Here is a 23,130-nt window from a genome sequence, read left to right as displayed (position 1 = left end):
TAGATAGTTGATATATAGCTAGAAGAGAATTGCGACGCTTTGCGCCGCAACTCTCTTCTGTTTTTTGTTTTTGTCTTAACATAACTGGCTACGGCTATACATCGCAATTGAGACATCAGAAATAATCAAGTAAATTTTTAAAAGTCTTGCTAAGCATGGCTTCTAAAAATTTATTTGATTGTTATACCAGCATTAAATTCTATTCAGAATCTTCTACATCGGTTGTACTTTCTTCAATAAAGATTTCGCCAGAAGGTTCATCATAGCTAAACAACTCAGCATAGCGCCCCCAATCCATTGCTGTCCGGAGTTGGCGTTGGGCTTCTTTACTGGTGAAGTAATTCTCTAAAATATCGAGAACCAGTTCTTCTGAAATCCGATGATTACGCTTGGCTTGCAAAAGCTGACAAATCTGTTGTACTAGGCGAATATGTTGTTGTAATAGATCACGAACAATTGCTTTTCGTTCGTCAATATTACTATTGATAAACTTCTCACCATTGGCTGACAGTTGAATATCACCCTCAGTAACAGCAACTAGTTCCATTAATTTACTAGCTTCCACAATCGGTAATAAATCGTCAACTTCTAGTAATAATTCTTGGGCAATGCGATAAATATCCTTCTCTTGGCGACCTTCTAGTAGTTCCAATAAACCAGCCACTGAACCAATGCGTACATGGGGTAAGGATTGATATTTAGGCTGCGAAGGTGGCTTGATTTCGGGAATAGATGTTGTGGTCGTTGGTTGCGGGGAAATATCAGGTAGATCAGGATTAGTGAGAATTTTATAAACTTGGTCAACTAAAGCTTGAAATTCAGGACTCTTGCGATCGCGATAATGGGGCAACGTGATTGGCAAATCGGCACGAATGCGTCCGGGGTTACGACCTAACACGATGACGCGATCGGCAAGTGTAACTGCTTCTTCGATCCCGTGGGTGACGATTAAAATTGATTTCGTCGGGATACGCTTCTCCAGCCATAGGTCAAGTAATTCAAAGCGTAAGTTTTCCGCAGTCAGGACATCTAGAGCGGAAAAAGGCTCGTCCATACATAAAAGCTCAGGCTCAACTGCTAAAGCCCTAGCAAAACCAACCCGTTGACGCATTCCGCCCGAAAGCTCTTTGGGATAAGCATTTTCAAAACCATCTAAACCAATGACATCGATCATGCGAAGTGCTTTCTGGACTCTTGTATCTTTCGGTTCTCCTTTAGCTTTTAAACCTAGTTCCACATTTTCCAGAACGGTTAACCAAGGGTAAAGTGCAAAATTTTGAAAGACGATCGCTACTCCAGGATTCAGCCCCATTAGAGGACGGTTGTAATACAACACCCTGCCGCTAGAAGGTGGAATCAACCCTGCAATCATTCGCATTAGTGTTGATTTACCTGACCCCGAAGGACCAAGCAAAGCAATAATTTCACCTACTTGTAACTGGCAATTGATATTTTCAATAATTGAGATGGTCTGCCCATTTGGTTGTAAGTAAGACTTCCCAATACTCTCTAAAGCAATAAAGCTGGTTTTCGCGGCGTTTTGAACCATAATGTTATCTGTGCAGGTATTGTGAGCTACATAGATAGGGAAGTTTTCGCTACCCAACCCAATACATTATCAGCTAATAATGCTCAGAATTTGTACTACAACTGTTTTTTAGCTCTTGTATAATACTGCTCCTGTTGTCTAGAGCAAAACTAAATAGGTAAGGATGGGTGGCGCGAAGCGCCGCCCATTCTTACCCCAATAAATCCTTTCCTCTTTAGGACTTCCCAAAAGAGAATAAATTTTTGTCGAATCTGAAGGCTAGAATTAATTTATATCTTTTGTGATCATCCTTAACTTAACTTGCCATCTTTGTCATCAATGTCTTATTCTCTTGTCCCCGTTCCTTTAGGTTCCTTACAAATTAATGAGCTTATCTCTTCTAGAGACATATTGGGGGCAAGTTCTCCACAAGCCATAACTTTCTCTTTAGTTATCCCCACCTACAATGAGAGCAAAAATTTAGAGAAGTTGGTTGAAGTTCTCAGTGAACTTTTAAATAGCTATTGGGATGGAAGTTATGAGTTAATCGTTGTTGATGATGATAGCCCCGATTTAACTTGGCAAGTGGGATTGGCGTTAATGCCCAAATATCCGCAGTTGCGAGTAATGCGCCGCCAAGGGGAGAAAGGACTTTCCACGGCAGTGATTCGGGGATGGCAAGCGGCACAGGGAGAAATTTTAGGTGTGATCGATGGAGATTTACAACATCCACCTGAAACTCTCATTAACATGCTTGACAAGATGCAAAAGGGAGCCGATTTGGCTGTTGCTAGTCGCCATGTGGAAGGTGGTGGGGTAAGCGATTGGGGGTTTATTCGCCGTGTTCTCTCAAGGGGAGCGCAGATGCTTGGTTTAATTATCTTGCCAAATGTGATTGGGCGTGTGTCTGACCCTATGAGTGGGTACTTTATGGTCAGACGTGAAGCGATCGCTAATTGTCTGATGAATCCATCAGGTTACAAAATTTTGATAGAAGTCCTCGGACGGGGCAATATTGGCACAGTTGCGGAGGTTGGCTATGTATTTCAGGAACGGCAGGAAGGTGAAAGCAAGGTCACTTGGCGGCAATATATAGACTATATTGTGCATCTATTGAGATTGCGATCGCGGGGAAGAATTACCAAATTACGTGAAAAATGGCGAGTTCCAATTAAACGCTTTATCAAATTTGGACTTGTTGGTTTTAGCGGGGTATTTGTGGATATGGCAATCCTCTATTTACTCAGTGATGCCTCAACGTTAGGATGGGGACTGACACGTAGTAAAATTATTGGCTCTGAAGTTGCCATTCTCAATAATTTTTTATGGAATGATCTCTGGACTTTTCGAGATTTTTCGAGTCAGCAAAGTGGTTGGCGCAAGCGAATCAAACGATTTGTCAAGTTCAATTTAATTTGTTTATTGGGGATTGGACTAAATTTAATTATTCTCAATATTCTTTACAACTATTTTGGGGTTAATAAATATCTTGCCAATTTGATTGCGATCGCGATCGTTACCATTTGGAACTTCTGGTTTAATCTCAAACTTAGCTGGCGAGTTACCCAAACCAAATAACATATAAAGCGGTATTTCTCACCACTTTATATAGCGCAGTTGTGTCCCCGCTTTCGGCGGGGACACAAGACTAGATTGGTATACGCTATATATCCATATAATTACATTTAAGTTTTATGACTTTCTCGACAATTACACTACCAACTTGGGTTACTTTATCGCGCCTAATTGCGATTCCAATTATCTTTGGACTCTTCATCTGGCAAGATAGTGAACTTACCCGCCTCATTGCCCTGAGTGTATTTCTGATTGCGGCGATTACCGATTGGCTAGATGGATATTTAGCAAGAAAACTTAATCAAATTACAGAACTTGGAAAATTTCTCGATCCCCTAGTTGATAAAGTTCTGACAATCGCATTGTTTCTCTTATTTATCGAATTAGGTCAAGTCCCCGCATGGGCAGTGTTTTTAATTATTACCCGCGAGTTACTAATTACAGCATGGCGTGGCGCTCCTAGTAGTTCTGAAGACACAGGTAAGTCCCCAATTATCGCCGCAAATTTGTGGGGAAAAACGAAAACAGTGATGCAAATTGTGGCGATCGCAGCTTTATTAGTCAAAATACCCTATGCGATCACTTTTTTCTGGATTGCAGTTGCACTCACGTTGATTTCTGGCATTCTCTATGTTGTGCCAGCTTCTAAGAGCTAGTTATACTTAATTAAGTGTTTCTTACGAGCAGCAAGAGAAACTCATTGGATTATAATCATATAGAGTTGCGGTTGGAGTAAGGTTCTCATGGCGACATCACAAACACTAGGCAAAGCGTTTGGCAATCTGTTAGGCGGACGCTTTCGAGTTGTGCAAACAATCGCCGATGATACCTACACGCAAACTTACTTGGTTGAAGATACAGTGGCGGCGGAGATGCCACGCTGGATTGCGAAAAGTTTCTGTCTAATTAATAAAACTAACCTCCAACTCGACTGGGCGCGATCACTATTTCGGAATGAAGTTCCTAAATTACAGCAACTTAGCGATCGCAGTACTGACTTCCCCAAAATCACAACCTATTTTGAACAAGAGGAGGAATTTTATATCGTTGAAGAAGCCATTGATGGAACTCGACTCAGTGATGAAATTGCCACAGGCAGACTATATAACGAGTCGGAAGTAATTAGTTTCTTGCAGCAACTGCTCGCAAGTTTGCATACTGCCCATCTTGCCAATATGGTGCATGGTGATATCAATCCTCGCAATCTTATCCGCCGTAAACATGACTCGACAGGCAATCATCACTTTGTTCTGACAAATTTTGCGGTTCTCAAAGGTATCTATGCTCCTGCGGCTCAAAATGGAGTAGTACTAGGAACACCCAGCTATATGCCCTTTGAACAAGCCCTTGGACATTTTACGCCTAGTTGCGATATCTATGCTCTTGGGTTAACAGCCATTCAACTGCTCACAGGACTCCATCCTAGTCAACTAGTTCGTCGTGAAGATCTCAATCTTTTAAACTGGCAAATGGGATCGACGGTACGTTCTGAACTAGCGGCAATTCTCAATCGCATGGTAAAACATCATCCAGAAGATCGTTATCAAAGCGCTCAAGAAGTTCTCTACGATCTCGATAATTTGCCATCACCACAGATCAATAATGATTTTCAAATGCCAACATTGGCAATTGGCGAAAATACTGGTCGCTGGGCGATTATCACAGTTTGTCTCCTCGGCATTGGTTGGGCAACTCTTAACTTTCAACAGATTCAGAAACTTTTTCCCATTTCGACCTTACCGACTCCTAAGCCTACGGTCACCATTGCACCTACACAACCAGTAGCTAATCCAGTAGTTAATTATGAATTACGCCAAACCCTCAAGGGGCATAATGGCTGGGTGAGGGCTGTCGCTTTTTTTCCCAATGGATTTAGTTTTGCTAGTGGCAGTTATGATCGCACATTACGACTATGGAATGTCCGCGACAATCAACCCTTTGAGACCCTATCTAAACACTTTGGTTCTATTTCAGGGATTAATGCGATCGCAGTCCATCCCAATGGCAGCACCTTTGCCACTGCTTGTATTGATAAATCGATTAAATTATGGAACTTCCGTAGTGGAGAACCAGTTCGCAATCTCAATGGTCATGATGGACAGGTTTACAGCGTTGCCTACAGTCCCGATGGAAAGACCTTAATTAGTGCCAGTGCCGATAAAACGCTCAAGCTCTGGAACTGGCGCAAGGGTACTCTCCTAGAAACCTTTGAAGGACATCAAGATAAAGTGGTGTCTGTGGTGTTCCATCCCGATGGCAAAAAATTTGCTAGTGCCAGTTTTGACAAAACCATCAAAATTTGGGATATCAGTACGGGTACGAAAATTCTTACGATTAATGGACATACGGCTCCCGTTAATGCGATCGCTTTTAGTCCCGATGGCAAACTGCTCGCTAGTGGTAGTCAAGATCAAACCGTGAAAATTTGGGATGCCAGCACAGGCAAATTGCTGAAAACCCTCTCAGGTCACACAGGAGGTGTCTTAGCTGTAGCGATTAATCGTGATGGGAATGTCATCGCCTCTGGTGGTGCAGATAAAAGCATTCGCCTGTGGGATGTGAAAACAGGACAGTCGATGCAAGTCCTCAGCAATCATGAAGCCCAAATCTTTGCCCTCAGCTTTAGCCCCAAGGATGAAACTCTAGTTAGTGGCAGTGCCGATCGCACAGTCAAAGTATGGCAACTATTGGCTAAATAGATACCGCATTGACTAGTCAACCCTTTGCAGATTTTTAGCTATCTATTGACAAATATATTCAATAAGGTTAACTTAGCAAATAAGTTCTGATGCGGTTTGACTCAGCACCGTTTCATTATTCATAGTTCAAATGCGTTCATAGGATTGAGAGATGGGATGTTTTTCCGTAGATTGCTGAATAAACTGGGATGAAGCTAGCACTCATCACTCGATCCTTTATTTTGTCTAAAACAGACCGAATTAAAGAGAATTAAAAAGATTAAGCAACAATATCTCTAACCAAGATTTTTATTAAAATTTTATCTAAATCCTTATTAATAAATACTTTCAATAATTTATGACATTTAGACCATCTGCATCACCCCAAGTCGTTAGTATCTGCACGAGTCCATCTCTGCGTCGTTTTGATTTACCTTTACTCAGATCCCTATCACGGCAATATGCCATTGCCCAATGGGAATTTTGCCAAGAGCCTGATGAACCAATTGATCTTCATCTAGCAATTACTTCTCTCCATGAATACTTACAAACTTGCAAAGGCGAAGTACATCTAGTGGGACATGGGATCGCAGGTTTAGTGGGTTGGCTCTATGCAAGGCAATATCCCGAAAGAGTGCGATCGCTTACTTTGTTATCCGTGGGAGTTAACCTAGCGACTAGCTGGCATAGTCACTATTACGAGCAGCGTCAACTAATGGGCTGTAGTCGTGAAACCATATTAGCTCGCACCGCCTTTTATTTATTTGGCTATCGAGATAAGGAGATGTTGTATTGGTTAGCTGACCTCCTCAAGCAAGATCTCGATAATTCCTTAGTTCCCCATTCGCTGTATGCACCAACATATATTCCTCCTGCCCCAATTCCTGTACCAATGTTGGTCTGTGGAGCAATGGATGATTATGTAATTGGTGGCGAAAATGCCTGTCACAAGTGGCAATCCTATTTAAAAGATTGCGATCGCCTATGGATCAGTCCACAGGGTAAGCATTTTTTTCATTATTTACAAGCACAATCTGTCAGTAAACAAATTCATTCATTTTGGCAGTCCTTGGTAAGGATATCCAATAGCGTTGCACTCAAGCAAGAATCAAAGCACCTATAATCTCAAAAGCTATGGCGCACACTGTGTATGCGCCATAGCTTTTGAGATTTTATATTTAATTGCGCCCAGCTACTTAATTTTAGCGATCTCACTCTGGATGATTTTGGGTAAGCTATTAGATATGAAGTACAAAGCCCAGAGCTAAGTAACTTGTACGCATAATTTTGGAGAACTTCATGAAATTAGCTGAATTTCTTATGCAAGGGCAGCAATTGCGTCAACAAGATCGCACATCTGCGATCGCCTATTTTGAACAATGTCTTCACAATACAACTGACGAAAATTCCGAGGGGGCGCTTGGGACAACCGTAAGAGTTTTGCTTGACTTAGCAGTAGAACTAATTGCCACAAAACAATTAGCACAGTTGCAAAGAGCTAAAATTCTGGTACAACAAGCAGGGGATATTTTAAATCAAAGTCTAGAATCTAGCCATGAGCAACAGGCTTATTTGCTCTATGTGCGGGCAATTTTAGCAATGGAATTGGGGGAATTGCGCGATGTTTTGCCACTCTTACAAAATGCTTCTAATGTCTATGGTGATAATCTTGAGGGGCAATCGCTCACAGACGATGCCATCGGTCACTACTACATCAAAGTTGGTGATTATCAATCAGCCTTGATGAGTTTTGAGCGATCGCTATCATTGCGCCTTGAATCCAGTGATGAATCGGGGATCGGCAAAAGCTATGCTTACTTAGGAAAATTGTATGTGTTATCGGGGGAGGTTAACCAAGGGGCTAGCCTTTTTCAAAATACTTTAGATATTGCGATCGCCAATTCTGATAATTTTTTACGATTACAAGCCTTAAAGGGGCTAGTCAAAGTTGCACTCGCTGAAGCTCAATGGCAAACTGCGATCGAGTTGATTAAAGATGCCATTGATTTACTCAAGGAACCTGTAGATAGTATTGAAATAGGTTATTTATACTGTGATCTTGCAGAAGCACTGCTAGGCAATCGTCAAACTGAAGATAGCCTTATCTGCATCAGGATCAATGTCTTACCCCGTTTTCGTGATTTTCAATATCTTAGGGGAATCGCAATTGCCAAACATATCCGAGGACGAATTTATATACATCGCTTACTAGAAGGTCTAGACAGCCTAGATGAAGATTCAATTGAAACCGCCGAAGATTCTTTGGTAGATGCTTCAATGACTTTTGAGCAATTTGGCATGATGTCTGATTACGCCAAAGTCCTCTATGACTTAGCTTGTCTTTATCAGTTATGCAGTAATTCCCAGTTGCAATATCAATATCAAGGCAAGTCATTGCGATCGCTAGAATTATCCCTCAGTACACTCGATCAATTAGGTATGAGCAACACACAACTTGCTTCACAGGTTGAATTAATGCTGAACCAAGTTATGCGAGGTAGTTTCTAAAAGCGATAAAGACGGTACGATGTACCGCCTTTATCGCTGTAGCCAGTCATGTTCCTAAAAGAGAGTTGCGGTGCCAACTCTCTTTTAGGTTTTACGTCCTGATACACTTAGCGGCATCTATAGTTAAAAGAAGTTAGCAGTAATTTTTACTACAGATGTATGGCTAGCATTCGGAGCCAAGACAGTCAAATACTCTTTCGTATTTAGAGCGTTACGAGTCGCAGTCCAAGGCTCTAGACAATAAAAATCCTTACCCTTGACTGTCCAAAATACCAGATAGGTATAGGAATCATCATAGTCAATGACGATCTTGAGTTGGCGATCGCTATCGACTACAGACGTGGAACGACTGGCAAGATTTCCAAATACAGAGTCAATCTCATCTTGATCGAAGTTAAACTTACCATCAAAGGCAAAGTTTTCCTTAGTGCGATTGTCCTCATAACTTGTGGAAGGAATCTCAACCTTAAGCTGATTTTTATCACCACAGAGAAAGTAGGGATGGAAGCCAGAAGAGAATGGCATCGGTGTAGACGAGAGATTTTTGTATTCTTGGCGAATTTCTAGGGTATTCCCACGCAACTCATAGGTAAAAGCCAAATGAAAATCAAAGGGATAAACAACTTTGGTTTGCTCATTACTACCTAACTCAACAGTCAGACCTGCTTTACCGTCAGTACTTTGCGTAGTCGCTGTCCAAGGCAACTCACGGGCAAATCCATGTTGTTTGATTTTGTATTCCTTTCCATCCACAGCATAGGTGTCATTGGGCAAGTTACCACACAGAGGAAACAAAATTGGATTGCCACCTCTAACACTCAAATCAGGATGAGTAAAGCGCTCAGTATCTAGATAGAAGACTTCTTGACCATTAATTCGCCAACTTGTAACAATACCACCACGTTCTGGTACAACTTCCATTTGAGAGTTAGTGCTGTCATCAGACAGAGTATAGGTATTGTATTGCTGTTGCTGAGAGGAAACTTTATACACAGATTTTGTCCTACAAGAATCTATAAAAATGTCGATTATCAATTGGATTCATCACAAGTTTATAGCGTTTTGTGAGTGCGTACTCATTTGCAAAACAAAAAACAATCACAGTTTATTCTTCAGCCTTTACTGCACAACCGATCGGATAAGCAGTATGGTAAGTGCGATCGCGTTTTCCAAATAATTGATAACGATGATCACGAACTTGTACATAGGCGGAATCTCCCACACTTTTGAGAGGAGACAGCGCCCGATAGGCAGATATCAAAGGTAATCCCATAGGTAATAGCCGTACAATTTCTTCAGCAGCATCACTACCCTGCCACCTCTGGGTAGGATCTTCCCGATTAATTAAAATCATCCCCATTTCACAATCATCAGGTGTGACCTTAAACTGCTGCAAGGTCTGAACATCCTGCATCGGGATATAGCCAAACAGACGACCGCGATCGCACTTCTCTAAAATGCTGACAAAGTTAGCACAGAGATTACAATTCCCATCATAAATGACTGCGTAGGACATAATCTTTTAATTAGAATTGGCAAGGACCTTTTTTACCATTAGGACAAATAGTTTCTTCATCGGTTTTAGGTAGCTTAGTTTTATCAAACACAACATTAGTGAGATTGATACCTGCCAACTTTGCACCACTCCAATTAGCCCCATTAACTTGACTACCAGTCAAATTAGCACCTCTCAAATCTGTGCTAGTTAGATCTGTATAGTTGAGCTTTGTATTGGAGAGATTAGCTCGCTTGAGACTAGTGAAGCTAAGATTTAAACCTGATAGGTCTTGGTCAGCTAAATTACGACCTTCAAGAGGTTGGTTGACGATCTGCCAAGATAGTAGAGTTTTGGAATTAAACTTAGTCGCTTTGTCAGTACCTTGAGCGCCGATTTTCGCATCCTTTAAGTTTGTACCTTCCATTTTGGCACTAGCAAAATTAGATAGGGTTAAATCTGCACCTGCAAGATCAACAAGATTCATTTGAGCATTGTTGAACTCTGCCCAAATAACGCTCGCTTTAATTAATCTTGCCCTATTCAAGTTCGCCTTAGTAAAGTTCACGCCATCAAGATTTGCCTCCTGAAAATTAGCCCCAACAAGACTTGCATCCTGCATCTTTGCACCTGTGAGAATCGCCTTACTAAAATCCACATTGTCTAGTTTGGCTCCTCTAAAGTCGGCATTGGTAAAGTCCTTACCACTTGCATCCTTGAAGATTCCCCAGCGTAAGCCAATATCGAAAATTGGTCGATTGAGAAAAACATACAACAGGAACACACCACCGATCGCACCTAATCCAATCACAGGAATTTTGAGATAATCTTGCCATAGTGATTCCAAACTGACACTAGGCATGGTCATTTTGGTCTGTTTCTTAGGTGCCGCAGGCTCTGGTTGTGCTTGTGACTCATAGCCATAGGCATCATAGCTATCATCAGTAAATCGATTGAAATCAATCTGATCGGGCGTAGCCGCCATCCGCGCTTGGGTCGAATCAAATCCTGCTATTGTCTTACGGCGATCGCGTGGTATTTCTCTAGTCTCACTGATACCACTTGTTTCGGAACGAGGGGATGCAGCAAGTGGTGCAGTTCTAATTCTAGAGGGCAGCTCAGTACTACTGATAGAGGTAATACTATCCGAGAGATCGGCACTATCTAGTAAACCTGACCAATCAGTATTATCGTCATGAATTTCTAAACCTAAATCATTAAAATCAGGCAACCCAGTATCTCTCCGCTTAGGAATGCTAGAAGCATTTCTATCTCGACCTTGTGATGCTCGTCCTGCACTAGCTCCAACATTTCCTCCAACTTTGGGAGGCAGACCACCACTGGGATCTGAGTAAGGAGATCCTGTTGGTGATCTCAATACCCCAGATAGAACTGTATCAGCGTCTAATAACTCTGACCAACCTTCATCAATCGGATTAATGGGCTTCCGACTTTTATTGAGGTCTGGCTGGCTATGAAAGCTATCAAAATCATCATCTCTCATTTGGTTATTAGGTCTGTTGCGAGACGGTAGCTGATGACCAAGACTTGAGCTAGAAGATGATGAAGATGAAGCCTTGGGTTGAGTATGACTACGTTTTGGTGGTAGCGGTGGTAAAAAAGGTGGGGGTGGGGGTGGAGAAGTGGGAGGATTACCGACAGATGGGAAAGTAATATCTTGGTTAATAGGTGGATCTGTGGGGAGGGCTGGAGCGATAGGAGGTGCTGGGGGAGTTAGCCCTGTAGAGATAGCAGCAGGTGAAACAGAATCAAAATCACTACCAGTAAGTTGTGTATCCATACTGTCTAGATCAAAATCATCTAGAAAATCGTGATCGATAGTGGCCATGTCAAAAGAAGTAGGTGATGACGATTGTAAGGGTATATTTGCGAAACTTTCTCCTTGAGGAACAGGATGATCAACAGCATCTGAGTCCGTATAACCATTCAGTAAGTCATTAGCTAAGGCTTCTTCACGTAAATCTACTTCCAAGTCATAGTCATCATTGAGCAAGCCATCTGTTAATGAATCTGGCAAGGGATTACTTGCTAGATTGTTAGGCGGAATGAAGTTGACAGGAGTAATGGAAGGCGGCGGCGTTACTCCTAAATTAGACGAATCTACAGGGGGTGGAACTGCTCCTCGACTTGGAGTCAAAGTCGTAGAAACATAATCATTCGGATTAGGTGGGTTTTCTGAAAATCCACTTTCATCAAAAGATGCGAGATCGAAATCATCATCGATCATACTATCTAGGTCTGCAAAATATGCCGCATCTTCAGAGTTGCTCAAGTTCTGTGGAGGATCAATTTTATTTTCTACAGGAATAGGTTCTACTGGCTTCACCACATAGTTAGCAAAGTCACTCTCAAAATCTGAATCAGTAATTTGTCCACTAAAAGATTCACTAAAACTTTCCCATTCTGATGCTTGATCCATTAGATTTTCAGGAGGTTGAAAATTTGTAGCACTTAGGTTTTGCGGTTGATAACTATCAGGATTACCCAAGTCAGCATCATCGATATCGTCAATCAATTTATTTGGGATTGAGTTATATGAATCGTTAGCGATCGCAAAATCGTCATCACCAAGATTGTCGCTAAAGTTAAAGTCTTCATCGGTTGATTCTGCGATCAGACCTTCAGCCAGATCACTTTCATAGGAATCTAATAAATCAACGTTGTGGTCAATAGCATGGTCAGTTTCTGCTAATTCTAGTTCAGCATTCCAGCCCAGATCGTTATAGACTTCGTCCTCGGTACGCAGCTCGGTTAATGGTTCTTCAACATAGACTTCGTTCTCGGTACGCAGCTCAGTTAATAGTTCTTCATTCCACTCTTCATGAGAATTAGTGCTTTCAACTTCTAGCCCAGAGTTCCAATCCGCATCTTGATTGATATCAATATCAGCAATATCATGGCTAATAGTTGGTGTGTCTAAATCTACATTCCATTGCAAATCATTAGCAACCTCCGAATCTCGTTCTGCATCAGGATTACCAACCTCTACTGCTGACGCTAAGTCCCAATTTGAGTTGTTTTCAGTTTCTGCATCAATTACGGCTTCTAGCTCTACACTCCAATCTGCATCATTATCGCTAGGTACATCAAAACCTACATTTTCCTCTAAACCAATATCTAATCCAGACTGCTCTATTGGTGGAGCGATCGCAACATCATCGAATGTACCAAAGGCGTTATCGATAGAGGTAGACGAGAGTTCCTCTGCAACAATACTAGCGGCACTATCCCAAATAGCATCATCTATATGATTCTCAGTATCTGTAGTGAGAGGTTGCCAATCGCTAGCAAAAACGTCATCATGATTATCATTAACCGATCCAGCATCAAGGTTTGTGACATTTGACTCTCCCCAAAAGCCTTCATCTTCTGCCGCATTCATCTCTGAGGCAGTGATGGGCTGAAAATCGCCAAATCCATCCTCTAGAGAAGCTCCTAACTCCTCGCCAAATCCATCTTCTAGAGAAGCTGCTAAATCTTCTACTAGGTTATTAGTTACCTTGACTTCTTCATGTATAGATATATCTTGAGGCTCCTCAAGAATATCTTGAAATTGATCTTCAGCAAAAGATTGCATCGCAACTTCTTCGACATTTTCTGAAAGGAAGTCTTCAACTAATAGCTCGTCAGAAATTTCTAAATCATTACCCAATGATTCTTCTTGGATATTTTCAGATATCAGTTCAGATAGTTGCTCAGCACTTATATTTACATTCTCGTCATAATTTAAATCGAGATCTTCATCATGGCTGACAAATCCTGTGATTTGAGTTGGTATTTCAAAGGATTCTTCAATCATCCCTAAGTTAGCAGGGGGACTAAATTGCCTATCGTTATTTTCTGCTACCTCTAAAATCTCATCCCAGTTATCATTTACTGAGTTATCTGCCTCAAGACTATCATCAAGAAATTCAGACAGACCAAGGATCTTACCCTCCGTAATATCTAGTTCATCCTGTAGCTCATTACTAGTTAGGTTTTCTGAAGTTTCAAATCCTAAATCATCTAAAGAATCTAGCTCTGAGAAATCAGAATCCCCTGTAAATTCCAAACCATCTAGCCCTAGATCATCATCAAGGAGACTATCTAAACCACCTAGATCTATGGGTTGAGTCGTTACATTAGAGGAGGATATATTCTGATATCCAGAGTTAACTCTATCTACCTCTGGACTATCCATTCTTGTCTTCAGATCGCTAACAATTAGCCAATCGATATCACCAACAGGATTACTATTTTGGGTATTACTATCCAGACTGCCTGATCCAGTATTTTTTTGGTTAGTAGAGCGTTCAATTGGCTCATCTAAACCTAGCGATCGCAGCCATTCTACATCTTCTAAATCATCATCACCTAACTGATTATTAAATGCTTGAGGAGTGGGGGGTGATGGTGGATTTTTGACATCTTGCTGAGGTTGCTGCTTTGACTGAGAAGATCCGCCAATTCGCGTACTAAGATCGGACATAATCATCCAATCAACACTTGCCGCATCAGCATCTACTGATTGCCGATTATGTTCTGGCTCATTAGCGCCTTGACCTTTTTTGGGGATATTTCTATTAGAAGCCATGAATCAATCCTCAGCATTATTTTCAGACTTGCACCGCTAGGCACTTTTAGTTTTAGCTCACAAGTTTTAGCTCACAAATTGCTAGCTATTATTTTTATTGCATCAAACTATAGCTTATCAATAACATTAATGTGATTTCAAGAAACTTAATATGTTTAATCGGTCAAAATAGTTAAATAAAAGTTAGACATCAGTTAACTATAGATTTGTCGATGTAAATGATTTATTAGCGAATAAACTGACCAATTTTAGTAGCAGCTTCTCGTAAAACTTCAGGGGAATGGACTAAAGCAAATCGCACATAGCCTTCACCATGTTTGCCAAAACCTGCGCCAGGGGAGAGAGCAACTCCAGTTTTAGCAATTAAATCAAGACAGAAGTTGACGGAATCATGGGCATAGCGCTCTGGTAATTTTGCCCAGAGGTACATGGTGGCAGTGGGTATGGGGACTTGCCAGCCGATCGCTTTGAGGGCATCGATCATGACATCACGGCGCTCTTGAAATGTTGTGACTACGCGATCAATTGGTGCGAGATCGCCTGCTAGGGCTTTGATGGCTCCCCGCATGATTCCTTGGTATTGATTGAAATCGACCACAGCTTTGATTTGGCGTAGTGCCTTGATCAGTTCGCGATTGCCCACAGCAAAACCAACACGGAAACCACCCATATTGTAGGACTTGGACATTGTGAAAAATTCGATAGAGACTTGGCGATCGAGATCGGCTTGCAAGATTGAAGGCTGGGCTGAGCGATCAAATACGAGATCGACATAGGGGAAATCATGAACTAGTGCCAGATTATGCTGTTGGCAAAAGTTAACCGCCGACTGGAAAAACTCTAAAGAAGCGATTGCCGTTGTGGGATTGTGGGGATAGCTCAATACCATCATTTTCGACTGGGCTAATACTGCCGCTGGAATATCAGCAAATATTGGCAAAAAGTTGTTTTCGGCAAGTAAGGGCATTCCATAAACTTGACCGCTTGCCATATGAATCCCGCCATAGTGGGAGGGATAACCGGGGTCTTGCAAAAGGGCAAAATCATTGGGGTTTAGTAGGGCTAGTGGTAAATGTGCTGTCCCTTCCTGTGAGCCAATCAGGGGCAATACTTCTGTCTCAGGATCGACAGTTACTCCAAATCGTTGTTTGATCCATCCTGCTGCGGCTTCCCGAAAGTCTAATGTACTCCCAAACAGAGAATAGCCGTGAGTACTGGTATCGTTTAATGCTTCAGCGATCGCCTCTAAAATAAATTTATCCGCGGGCAAGTCCGATGACCCCAAGGATAGATCAATTACTTGTTTGCCTAATGCTTTGACGCGACTTTTGGCATTGTCCATATCGGCAAACACATTGGACTGGAGAGGCTGAAGGCGATCGGCAAATTGCATAGTATAGAAAAAATTATGATACAAACAATTTTACGCCAACTCCCCTAATAAGAAAGGCTGCAACTGTACACACCACACTTTCAGGGGATTGCGATAACATAGAGGCAGTTGTCGAAATTATCTGGAGCAAAGCAATGGTTTGTTGTGCAAAAGCCAAACTGGCTAAGGCTGTAAAATTACACCGCAATTTTCATTTCAAAACAGGACTGCTGCTCGATCAAGGCGTACGTTTATTTGGAGTGCATAAATTTCCTCTGACCAAACCCCTATATAAAGCAGTCAAAGTTGCTGGTTACACTAACGTTTCCCTTGCGAGTATTGCGCTTGTCTTGCTAGAAGACTAATATTGCCCTTAGCACGTTTCTTATATAGGAATTTTTCATATGATTACATTGACTGATGCCGCGATCGCGCGCGTAAAAAATCTTCAGAGCCAGCGGGCTACCACTGCCCCACTACGTTTAGGAATTAAACAGGGCGGTTGTTCGGGTTTGTCTTATCTAATGGACTTTGTCGATCAACTCGAAGTCGATGACAATCAATACGAATACAATGGCGTAAAAATTGTGATCAATAACAGCAATTTACCCCAGTTGCAAGGTTTAGAACTCGACTATACCGAAGACCTCTTAGGCGGTGGTTTCCGTTTTCGTAATCCTAATGCTAGCAAGTCTTGCAGTTGTGGCACTTCTTTCGCCACTCCCAAAGAAATTGGCGCACCTGTAGCTTGTAGCTAATCCCCTCTCCCAAAAAAAGAAGCCTCACAGCAATGTGAGGCTTCTTTTTTAAGTCATAGGACTTACGCAAGTCCAATAGATTTAATAGATTTTGAGTAGATTTGGAGGATGCGAAGCACCCTCCGAATCTACTCATCGCTTAAGTCCTAAGTAATTTGTTGAATATTTTCTTCCCAATGCCTGCCATTAAAAGGCACGATTTCAAAGAGAGACATAGCGTCACCATCTAGACAGCGCACATTGACATCATAATCATTAGGATGCGATCGCGGACGATAAAAGGGATGAATACCACAGGTTTTGCAGAAATGATGCTTCGCAATTCCTGTATTAAAGGTGTAAGTAGATAGGTTCTCCTCTCCTTGCAATAGCTCAAAGTCTTCTGGGGAAGCAATTAAATGTAAGATTCCCTTTTTCTGACAAATTGAACAATTGCAATCGAGAGCTTCATATTTACTCACGCTCACCTGAAAGCGAATGGCTCCACAGTGACAGCCACCTAGTATTTTGACTTTTGATGCTAGAGAATTGAATAAAGACATAGTTACTTCATCAGATTGGAGGGGATTACGATCTTGCCTGAATTATAATCATCCCAAGCTTGATACAGTAATTTTGCTCTTTTCTCTCCTGTCTCCTCATAGGCTTGAATCTCAGAACGAAGTAGCTTTTTCATCAATGGACGTTTAGATAACTCCAGCAATTCCTGTAATTCTAATTCTGAAAAGTTAGCTTCTAAACGTGATACATATTGAGATTCCACATATTTCCATCCTGCCACTCTTGCCAAAGTCTTTTGCAGCCAAACATTAAATTTAGATCTTGAGGGATTCCCTACTGCAATATCCACACTGTTCCAGAAATATAAGTCATACTGTCTACCAATACCTAATTCAACGAGAACTTCTCTTGCTAGCTGTCTCTTTGACTTGATCGGAGTGGTAATTTGGGATCGCTCATCTTGATTATTGTCAGCATAGGTTGCGATCACGGGAAATGTTATCCAAGAGATACAGGCTATTAATAACAGAGACGATTTAAAGTTCTTCATAATTGTTCTTAAATTCAAGAATTCAGTTAAGACTTTATATTGATGAAGTTTAGCCTAAGTAGCTAAGCACAATTAAATATAAAATCTAAAAACCTTTGGCACACTTGTAGTGTCTACCATAGGTTTTACTCTGGTTTGTAATTATGCTCAGCTACTTACCGCTTATTTAGTTTTTGTGTAGTATAGATAAATTTTCAAAAAGCCTGTTTTGCAAGCTTTTTGAAAATTTATCTGGTTTTAAGACAGCGCAAAGAGCTGTAGTTACGACATTGTGAGAAGATTGAGCAGTATTAAGTACAGTTATGTTTTTGGCTAATAAATCAATCAAGGGATCAATGAGATATTTGCTGCGGCGCTTTTGGGCTTGGTTGGCGATCGCCTTACTAATAGCAATTGCCATGTTTGGTTGTACCAATGGCAAAAATATCAATAACGGGAATAAATTGGGGATAAGCGATCGCACAGAGGAGCGCATCGTTTTAGGTACGACCAGCAAAATCCGTACCCTTGATCCTGCCGATGCTAATGAATTTTTTATAAGTAATGTTTTTTACAATACTCTCGAACGCCTTTACACTTACAAAGAAGGCTCCAATGAGATAGTGCCGCAACTTGCGACAGATATGCCCAAAGTTAGCGATGATGGCTTAACTTACACCGTACCCGTGCGGACAGGCATCAAATTTCACGATCGCACCAACTTTAACGCCTATACGATGAAATTTGCCTTGGAACGCTTCATCAACTCCAAGGGGACACCAGCCTATATTTTGGGCGATGTGATCGAATCAATTTCTGCTCCTAATGACACCGAGCTAATTTTCAAACTCAAACAACCTTTACAATTTTTTCCGAAGTTTTTAGCCTTTACAGGTGCAGCCGCAATTTCGCCTCAGGTCTACAAACATATTAAGGATGAAAAGACAGGTGCACTGTTATTCCTGCCCGACAAATTAGTAGGTACAGGCCCCTATCAAGTCACCCAGTTTGTAGAAGGTAGTTATTTACGCCTTGATGCTTTCCCTGACTATTGGGGCAAAAAGCCAATTAACAAGGGTATTGATATCCAGTTTTTCTCATCTAATGCCAACTTGCTCAATGCCTTTAAAACGGGAGCCGTGGATGTTGCTTTTCAGACACTCACGCCTACTCAAGTCAAGAATGTTGAAGCCAATGCCAAGCAGAATGGCTGGACGATCGCTTCAGGACAGGGGGCAACGATTCTCTATATGGTTTTGAATACGCAGCAATCACCTCTCAATGATGTGCGCGTGCGTCAAGCTCTTGCTGCGGCGATTGATCGCCCACTACTCGAATCACGCATATTTTTTAATCAACGCGCCCCACTCTATAGTTTAATTCCTAGTGCTTTTGCGGAATCTAAGCCTGTATTTGAGCAAAAATATAGCGGCGAAGGCAACGGTAAGCTCGCAAGGCAACTCCTCCAAGATGCAGGATATTCCGACGATAAACCTGCTCAAGTAACGATCTGGTATTCGCCAAAATATGGTGGCAATGGCGACCTTGTGGCAAGTACCCTCCGTGCCTCCATTCAGAAAACCGTAGGTAAAATTCTCCAAGTTAAGACTGAACGGGTGGAAAATACAGTTGGATATGCTTTCCTTGACAAGGGTGTATATCCTAGCTACTTGCTAGATTGGACTCCTGATATTCTCGATCCTGATAACTACATCAAGCCTTTCCTAGACTGTGAAGAGGCGGAAGGTGATCGCTGCAAAAAAGGTGGTAGCCAGTTCCAAGGCTCGTTTTATAACAGTCCGAAAATGAATGAATTGATTGCTAATCAGCGTAAAGAGCGTGATTTAGCAAAGCGATCGCAAATATTGCAACAAATTCAAGACCTGTTAGCGCAAGATGTGCCATTCATTCCTCTCTGGCAAAACAAAGAATATGCCTTTGCTCAAAAAGGAGTTAATGGAGTCAAAATCGAACCTAACCAACAGCTTCCCTATTGGAATATTTTCAAGTCATGATGTATAGCTAGTGTAAGGCGGCGCTTCGCGCTGCCTTACATTGAAATGGCGACAGCTATAATGCACGAAACTAGTCCATAAAAAAAGCCCCGCATTGCGGGGCTTTTTTTATGGACTAGTTTCGCTAACCGATAATTGATAATTTGCGCGCTCGCCATTTGTCGTACCAACCCAAATTTCATATTGTCCTGATACCCAAGCACCTGACAGTTCAGGACTCTTACCACTGCGACAATAAATCCCATCAGGACCTTTGACCAATAAAGACAAGTTGCGATCGCCCGATACACTCAAGCTTAAAAAACCAAAATTTTTCAAGATTGTTAAAGTATGGTTGGGAGATTGATCAGCTAATCCCTGACATGAACCATTAGCTTTACTGGTAGCGATCGCTTGCAAAGGCACATCTCCCCCTGCCTTACCATAATAAACTTGAGGATCGGGAGTAAATCTTGGTGAGAGTGGCTTAAGTGTTTCTTGGCTCATGGCTGGAGCGACAGATAACAAAATCGGGACTAAAGCAACTCCTAGTAAAGTAATTGACTGTTTCAAGAATTTCATTTTTGAACTATTTCACTCAAAGACAAGGTATAACTAAAGGATTGATTGACATTTTTAGAACCAACCCAAACTTGATAAGTACCTTTAGGTAAGCGTCGATTGGCTTGTGGATAACGCCCACCTGACTCATCATCGGCACAAATCACAATGCCATTAGGTCCTTTGACCAGCATAGTTGGGTCATCATTAACATTACTGGTATAAACCAATAGATCTAGCAAAGGAAAAGTTTCATTCAAAGTAATCGTGTGATTTGGTGCAGCATTTGCGAAACCACGACAATTATCCGCAATTCCCGCAAGACTCGCAAGACTAACATTCCCCCCTCCATTTCCTTGCAACGTTGCTGGATCTGGTCGAAAATTGCGACCTAAAGAGATCGCGCTTTGAGCAAAACTAGGAGCTGCGATCGCCAAAGTTGCGGCAATTCCTACCAAGGCTCCCCAGCCTAGATTAGCCATATTCACTTGGCAATTCTTATAAATGTCCATACTTGACTCCATTTAGGTCTAGTTACATTAACTTAAATGCACTAATTTGGTACTTGCTGTACTGTCAGGCTTTACTTCGAGGATGCACTGTACTAAACATCAGGACAAAATAGCAGTAATTTTGTTCCCGATCCCATTCTTGCAATACTTCATATGAGTAGCTGGGCACAGTTAACGATAAGACTCAAAAAGCATTGCTGCACTTGTGCCACAGACTTTTTCGTAGATACTTAACGTCAGTTCGGGTTAAGCTAGCAAATTTTAAAAGCCCAAAGGTAAAAAACTTGCTAAGCAAGTTTTTTACCTTTGGGCTTTTAGAGAGGTTTTGTATAGCAAAACCTCTCTAAAAGCCAGTTTCAAATTATCCCGAACTCGCTTTAAAACCACAAAGAATGCTATAAGCTTATTGTAACAAAATATTAAGTTATTGCTGTCATAACGGCATGACTCCTTGACAGCATCAGATTCTCCCTGTACCTTAGTTGCATACCCGGGTATTCACTGTTCTTAACCACTATGCAAGACAAGCAAAAGGTAACTTTTTATCTCCCCGAACGACTACATCAGCAGCTTAAGATTCGCTCTGCTATTGATGGTGATTCGATGTCAGACTTGGCAGAAAAGGCTATCAGCTTTTACTTAGCCCATGCTGATATTGTGGAGTCCGCAGGTATCGGGCATACTCATCAAACTTATAACTGTCCAAGCTGTTCTCAGACAGTCGTAATCCGTAATGGTGACTTGCTAGCGATCGGGGGCAATCGTACTCAGACTCTACCTGTAACTGTTGGTAAGGCTGACAGCACAGGCGAGGAGCTAGTATCCGTTAACTGAATTTCTAGACCTTAGACGTTAATTTATCTGTAGACAAGGTGAGGATGGAGGCGTAAACCTCTGTATTACTATATGCAAGAACAACTTAGCATTTTAATTCAAGCCCAATATCCCTTGATCTACCTCAACACCCCAGAGGAAGAAAGAGCAGAACGGGCGATCGCTAACATTTCTCAACTTAAGCCAATCCGTCGAGTGTTCGTATGGACTTCGACCCGTGGCATTGTTGAGTATGGTCAAGCAACGGGAGCAGCCCAACACAATACGGAGTCGATCCAAGCGGCTTTGCAATGGGTGATTCGCTCTGATCAAAAAGATCCTGCTATCTATATATTTAAAGACGCGCATCCTTTCTTTGATCATCCAGTAACCGTCCGTTGTCTACGTGATGCAGTTGCTAACTTCAAAGGCACTCAAAAAACGATCATTTTGATGTCGCCAATCCAAGTAATTCCTGTTGAACTAGAGAAAGACATCGTTGTACTTGATTTTCCTCTGCCAGATATTAAAGCGATCGAAGAAGTTCTCGACCAACAACTCGGACAGGTTCGCACGAAGAAGATATCTGCGGAAACCCGTGAGAAGTTAGTCAGAGCTACCCTAGGTCTAACTCAAGATGAAGCCGAAAAGGTTTACCGCAAAGCTCAAGTTACTAATGGCAAATTGACCGAAGAAGAAGTTGATATTGTTCTCTCCGAGAAACAACAATTAATTCGGCGCAATGGCATCCTCGAATATATCGAAGATGAGGAAGATTTGGATGGAGTTGGGGGACTTGAAGAGTTAAAGCATTGGTTGCAACAGCGATCAAATGCCTTTAGCCAAAGAGCCAGAAACTATGGATTACCTCAACCGAAGGGAATGCTGATTCTCGGAGTCCCTGGTTGTGGAAAATCCTTAATTGCCAAGACCACGGCTCGACTATGGTCGCTACCACTTATTCGCCTTGATATGGGTCGCGTTTATGATGGTTCTACTGTAGGTAAGTCAGAAGCAAATTTACGCAATGCCCTCAAAGTTGCCGAGTCGATTTCACCAATGATTCTATTTATTGATGAACTAGATAAAGCCTTTGCTGGTGGTGCAGGTTCAGCAGATTCCGATGGTGGCACATCATCGCGTATCTTTGGTACATTTCTGACATGGATGCAGGAGAAAAAATCACCTGTATTTGTGATGGCAACCGCCAATCGTATTGAAAAGCTACCAGGGGAATTTCTCCGCAAGGGGCGTTTTGATGAGCTTTTCTTTGTGGACTTACCTAACGGTGAAGAGCGCAGAGATATCTTTAAAATCCATCTGTGCAAGCGTCGTCCAGATATTGAGAAATTAGACAGATTCGATTTTGAGCAACTATCAAAAGTAAGCGATGGTTTTTCGGGGGCGGAAATCGAACAGGCAGTAATTGCTGCCATGTATGAAGCTTTTGCCCAAGATCGGGAGTTTACACAGCTAGACATCATTTCGGCTGTGAAATCGACAACTCCCCTCTCGCGCACGATGACTGAGCAGGTTGCTGCTCTGCGTGACTGGGCAAGGATGCGGGCTAGACCCGCCGCAACTTCTGTCGCTGAGTATCAGCGTATGGAGTTTTAAAAAGCTTATTCTGCTGTTTTTGCAGGCAGCAGAGTTAAGGCTAGATTCTAAAGAATCTCTTATCAAAAGATCTTTAGGCTAGCAGCTAACATAAG

At 41.8% G+C, this 23,130-nt stretch carries 19 protein-coding genes; 10 read left to right on the top strand and 9 right to left on the bottom strand.

Going from position 1 to position 23,130, the window contains the following annotated elements:
* Positions 1-199: 199 nt before the first annotated feature.
* Positions 200-1,549, bottom strand: a complete 1,350-nt coding sequence (locus tag NMG48_RS10765; RefSeq protein WP_271255219.1) for an ABC transporter ATP-binding protein — start codon at positions 1,547-1,549, stop codon at positions 200-202.
* 318 nt (positions 1,550-1,867) lie between these two features.
* Here NMG48_RS10765 and NMG48_RS10760 point away from each other — a divergent pair, with 318 nt between their 5' ends.
* From NMG48_RS10760 to NMG48_RS10740, 5 genes are all read left to right on the top strand, one after another.
* Complete coding sequence (locus tag NMG48_RS10760; protein ID WP_271255218.1) at positions 1,868-3,106, top strand: glycosyltransferase; 1,239 nt, start codon at positions 1,868-1,870, stop codon at positions 3,104-3,106.
* 116 nt (positions 3,107-3,222) lie between these two features.
* Positions 3,223-3,759, top strand: a complete 537-nt coding sequence (gene pgsA, locus NMG48_RS10755) for a CDP-diacylglycerol--glycerol-3-phosphate 3-phosphatidyltransferase (RefSeq protein ID WP_271255217.1) — start codon at positions 3,223-3,225, stop codon at positions 3,757-3,759.
* Between the two features lie 87 nt (positions 3,760-3,846).
* Positions 3,847-5,802: a WD40 repeat domain-containing serine/threonine-protein kinase gene (locus tag NMG48_RS10750; protein ID WP_271255216.1), complete on the top strand. Its 1,956-nt coding sequence runs from the start codon at positions 3,847-3,849 to the stop codon at positions 5,800-5,802.
* A gap of 337 nt (positions 5,803-6,139) precedes the next feature.
* Positions 6,140-6,904, top strand: coding sequence for an alpha/beta fold hydrolase (locus NMG48_RS10745; RefSeq protein WP_271255215.1), 765 nt, complete (start codon positions 6,140-6,142; stop codon positions 6,902-6,904).
* Between the two features lie 176 nt (positions 6,905-7,080).
* Positions 7,081-8,289, top strand: coding sequence for a tetratricopeptide repeat protein (locus tag NMG48_RS10740; protein ID WP_271255214.1), 1,209 nt, complete (start codon positions 7,081-7,083; stop codon positions 8,287-8,289).
* 123 nt (positions 8,290-8,412) lie between these two features.
* Here the strand turns inward: NMG48_RS10740 and NMG48_RS10735 are convergent, their stop codons facing one another.
* The 4 genes from NMG48_RS10735 to NMG48_RS10720 form a co-directional block, all read right to left on the bottom strand.
* Positions 8,413-9,282, bottom strand: coding sequence for an aldose epimerase family protein (locus tag NMG48_RS10735; RefSeq protein WP_271255213.1), 870 nt, complete (start codon positions 9,280-9,282; stop codon positions 8,413-8,415).
* 112 nt (positions 9,283-9,394) lie between these two features.
* A complete protein-coding gene (locus NMG48_RS10730; protein WP_271255212.1) occupies positions 9,395-9,805 on the bottom strand; it encodes a thiol-disulfide oxidoreductase DCC family protein in 411 nt (136 codons plus the stop codon).
* Between the two features lie 10 nt (positions 9,806-9,815).
* The gene (locus NMG48_RS10725) at positions 9,816-14,378 is read right to left on the bottom strand and encodes a pentapeptide repeat-containing protein (protein ID WP_271255211.1); all 4,563 of its coding nucleotides are present in this window, start codon (positions 14,376-14,378) and stop codon (positions 9,816-9,818) included.
* A gap of 226 nt (positions 14,379-14,604) precedes the next feature.
* A complete protein-coding gene (locus tag NMG48_RS10720; protein ID WP_271255210.1) occupies positions 14,605-15,771 on the bottom strand; it encodes an LL-diaminopimelate aminotransferase in 1,167 nt (388 codons plus the stop codon).
* 134 nt (positions 15,772-15,905) lie between these two features.
* On the opposite strand from NMG48_RS10720, the gene NMG48_RS10715 reads away from it, so the two are divergent.
* Together NMG48_RS10715 and NMG48_RS10710 are read left to right on the top strand one after the other, a co-directional pair.
* A complete protein-coding gene (locus tag NMG48_RS10715) occupies positions 15,906-16,115 on the top strand; it encodes a hypothetical protein (protein ID WP_271255209.1) in 210 nt (69 codons plus the stop codon).
* Positions 16,116-16,154: 39 nt separating this feature from the next.
* Positions 16,155-16,508 carry a HesB/IscA family protein gene (locus tag NMG48_RS10710; RefSeq protein WP_271255208.1) on the top strand — a complete coding sequence of 118 codons (354 nt, stop codon included), beginning with the start codon at positions 16,155-16,157 and terminating at the stop codon, positions 16,506-16,508.
* Positions 16,509-16,654: 146 nt separating this feature from the next.
* On the opposite strand, the gene NMG48_RS10705 is transcribed toward NMG48_RS10710, so the two are convergent.
* Positions 16,655-17,050: a GFA family protein gene (locus NMG48_RS10705; protein WP_271255207.1), complete on the bottom strand. Its 396-nt coding sequence runs from the start codon at positions 17,048-17,050 to the stop codon at positions 16,655-16,657.
* A 2-nt stretch (positions 17,051-17,052) separates the two neighbouring features.
* Positions 17,053-17,559 (bottom strand): hypothetical protein, encoded by a 507-nt coding sequence (locus NMG48_RS10700; protein ID WP_271255206.1) that lies wholly within the window; start codon positions 17,557-17,559, stop codon positions 17,053-17,055.
* A gap of 335 nt (positions 17,560-17,894) precedes the next feature.
* Between NMG48_RS10700 and NMG48_RS10695 the strand changes: the two genes are divergently transcribed.
* The gene (locus tag NMG48_RS10695) at positions 17,895-19,553 is read left to right on the top strand and encodes an ABC transporter substrate-binding protein (protein ID WP_271255205.1); all 1,659 of its coding nucleotides are present in this window, start codon (positions 17,895-17,897) and stop codon (positions 19,551-19,553) included.
* A 108-nt stretch (positions 19,554-19,661) separates the two neighbouring features.
* On the opposite strand, the gene NMG48_RS10690 is transcribed toward NMG48_RS10695, so the two are convergent.
* Both NMG48_RS10690 and NMG48_RS10685 read right to left on the bottom strand, forming a co-directional pair.
* Entirely contained in the window at positions 19,662-20,114 is a 453-nt protein-coding gene (locus NMG48_RS10690; RefSeq protein WP_271255204.1) for a hypothetical protein, read from the bottom strand.
* Positions 20,111-20,605, bottom strand: a complete 495-nt coding sequence (locus NMG48_RS10685) for a hypothetical protein (protein ID WP_271255203.1) — start codon at positions 20,603-20,605, stop codon at positions 20,111-20,113. The genes NMG48_RS10690 and NMG48_RS10685 overlap by 4 nt, the downstream gene beginning before the upstream one ends.
* Before the next feature lie 516 nt (positions 20,606-21,121).
* Here NMG48_RS10685 and NMG48_RS10680 point away from each other — a divergent pair.
* Entirely contained in the window at positions 21,122-21,439 is a 318-nt protein-coding gene (locus tag NMG48_RS10680) for a hypothetical protein (protein WP_271255202.1), read from the top strand.
* A gap of 72 nt (positions 21,440-21,511) precedes the next feature.
* The gene (ycf46, locus tag NMG48_RS10675) at positions 21,512-23,035 is read left to right on the top strand and encodes a stress-responsive protein Ycf46 (protein WP_271255201.1); all 1,524 of its coding nucleotides are present in this window, start codon (positions 21,512-21,514) and stop codon (positions 23,033-23,035) included.
* Positions 23,036-23,130: the final 95 nt, after the last annotated feature.

Origin of the sequence: Pseudanabaena sp. Chao 1811, from assembly GCF_027942295.1 — a bacterium.
Taxonomy (GTDB): Bacteria; Cyanobacteriota; Cyanobacteriia; order Pseudanabaenales; family Pseudanabaenaceae; genus Pseudanabaena.
The sequence above is the reverse complement of the archived record's forward strand: the minus strand, read 5'-3'. Positions and strand labels throughout refer to the sequence as shown.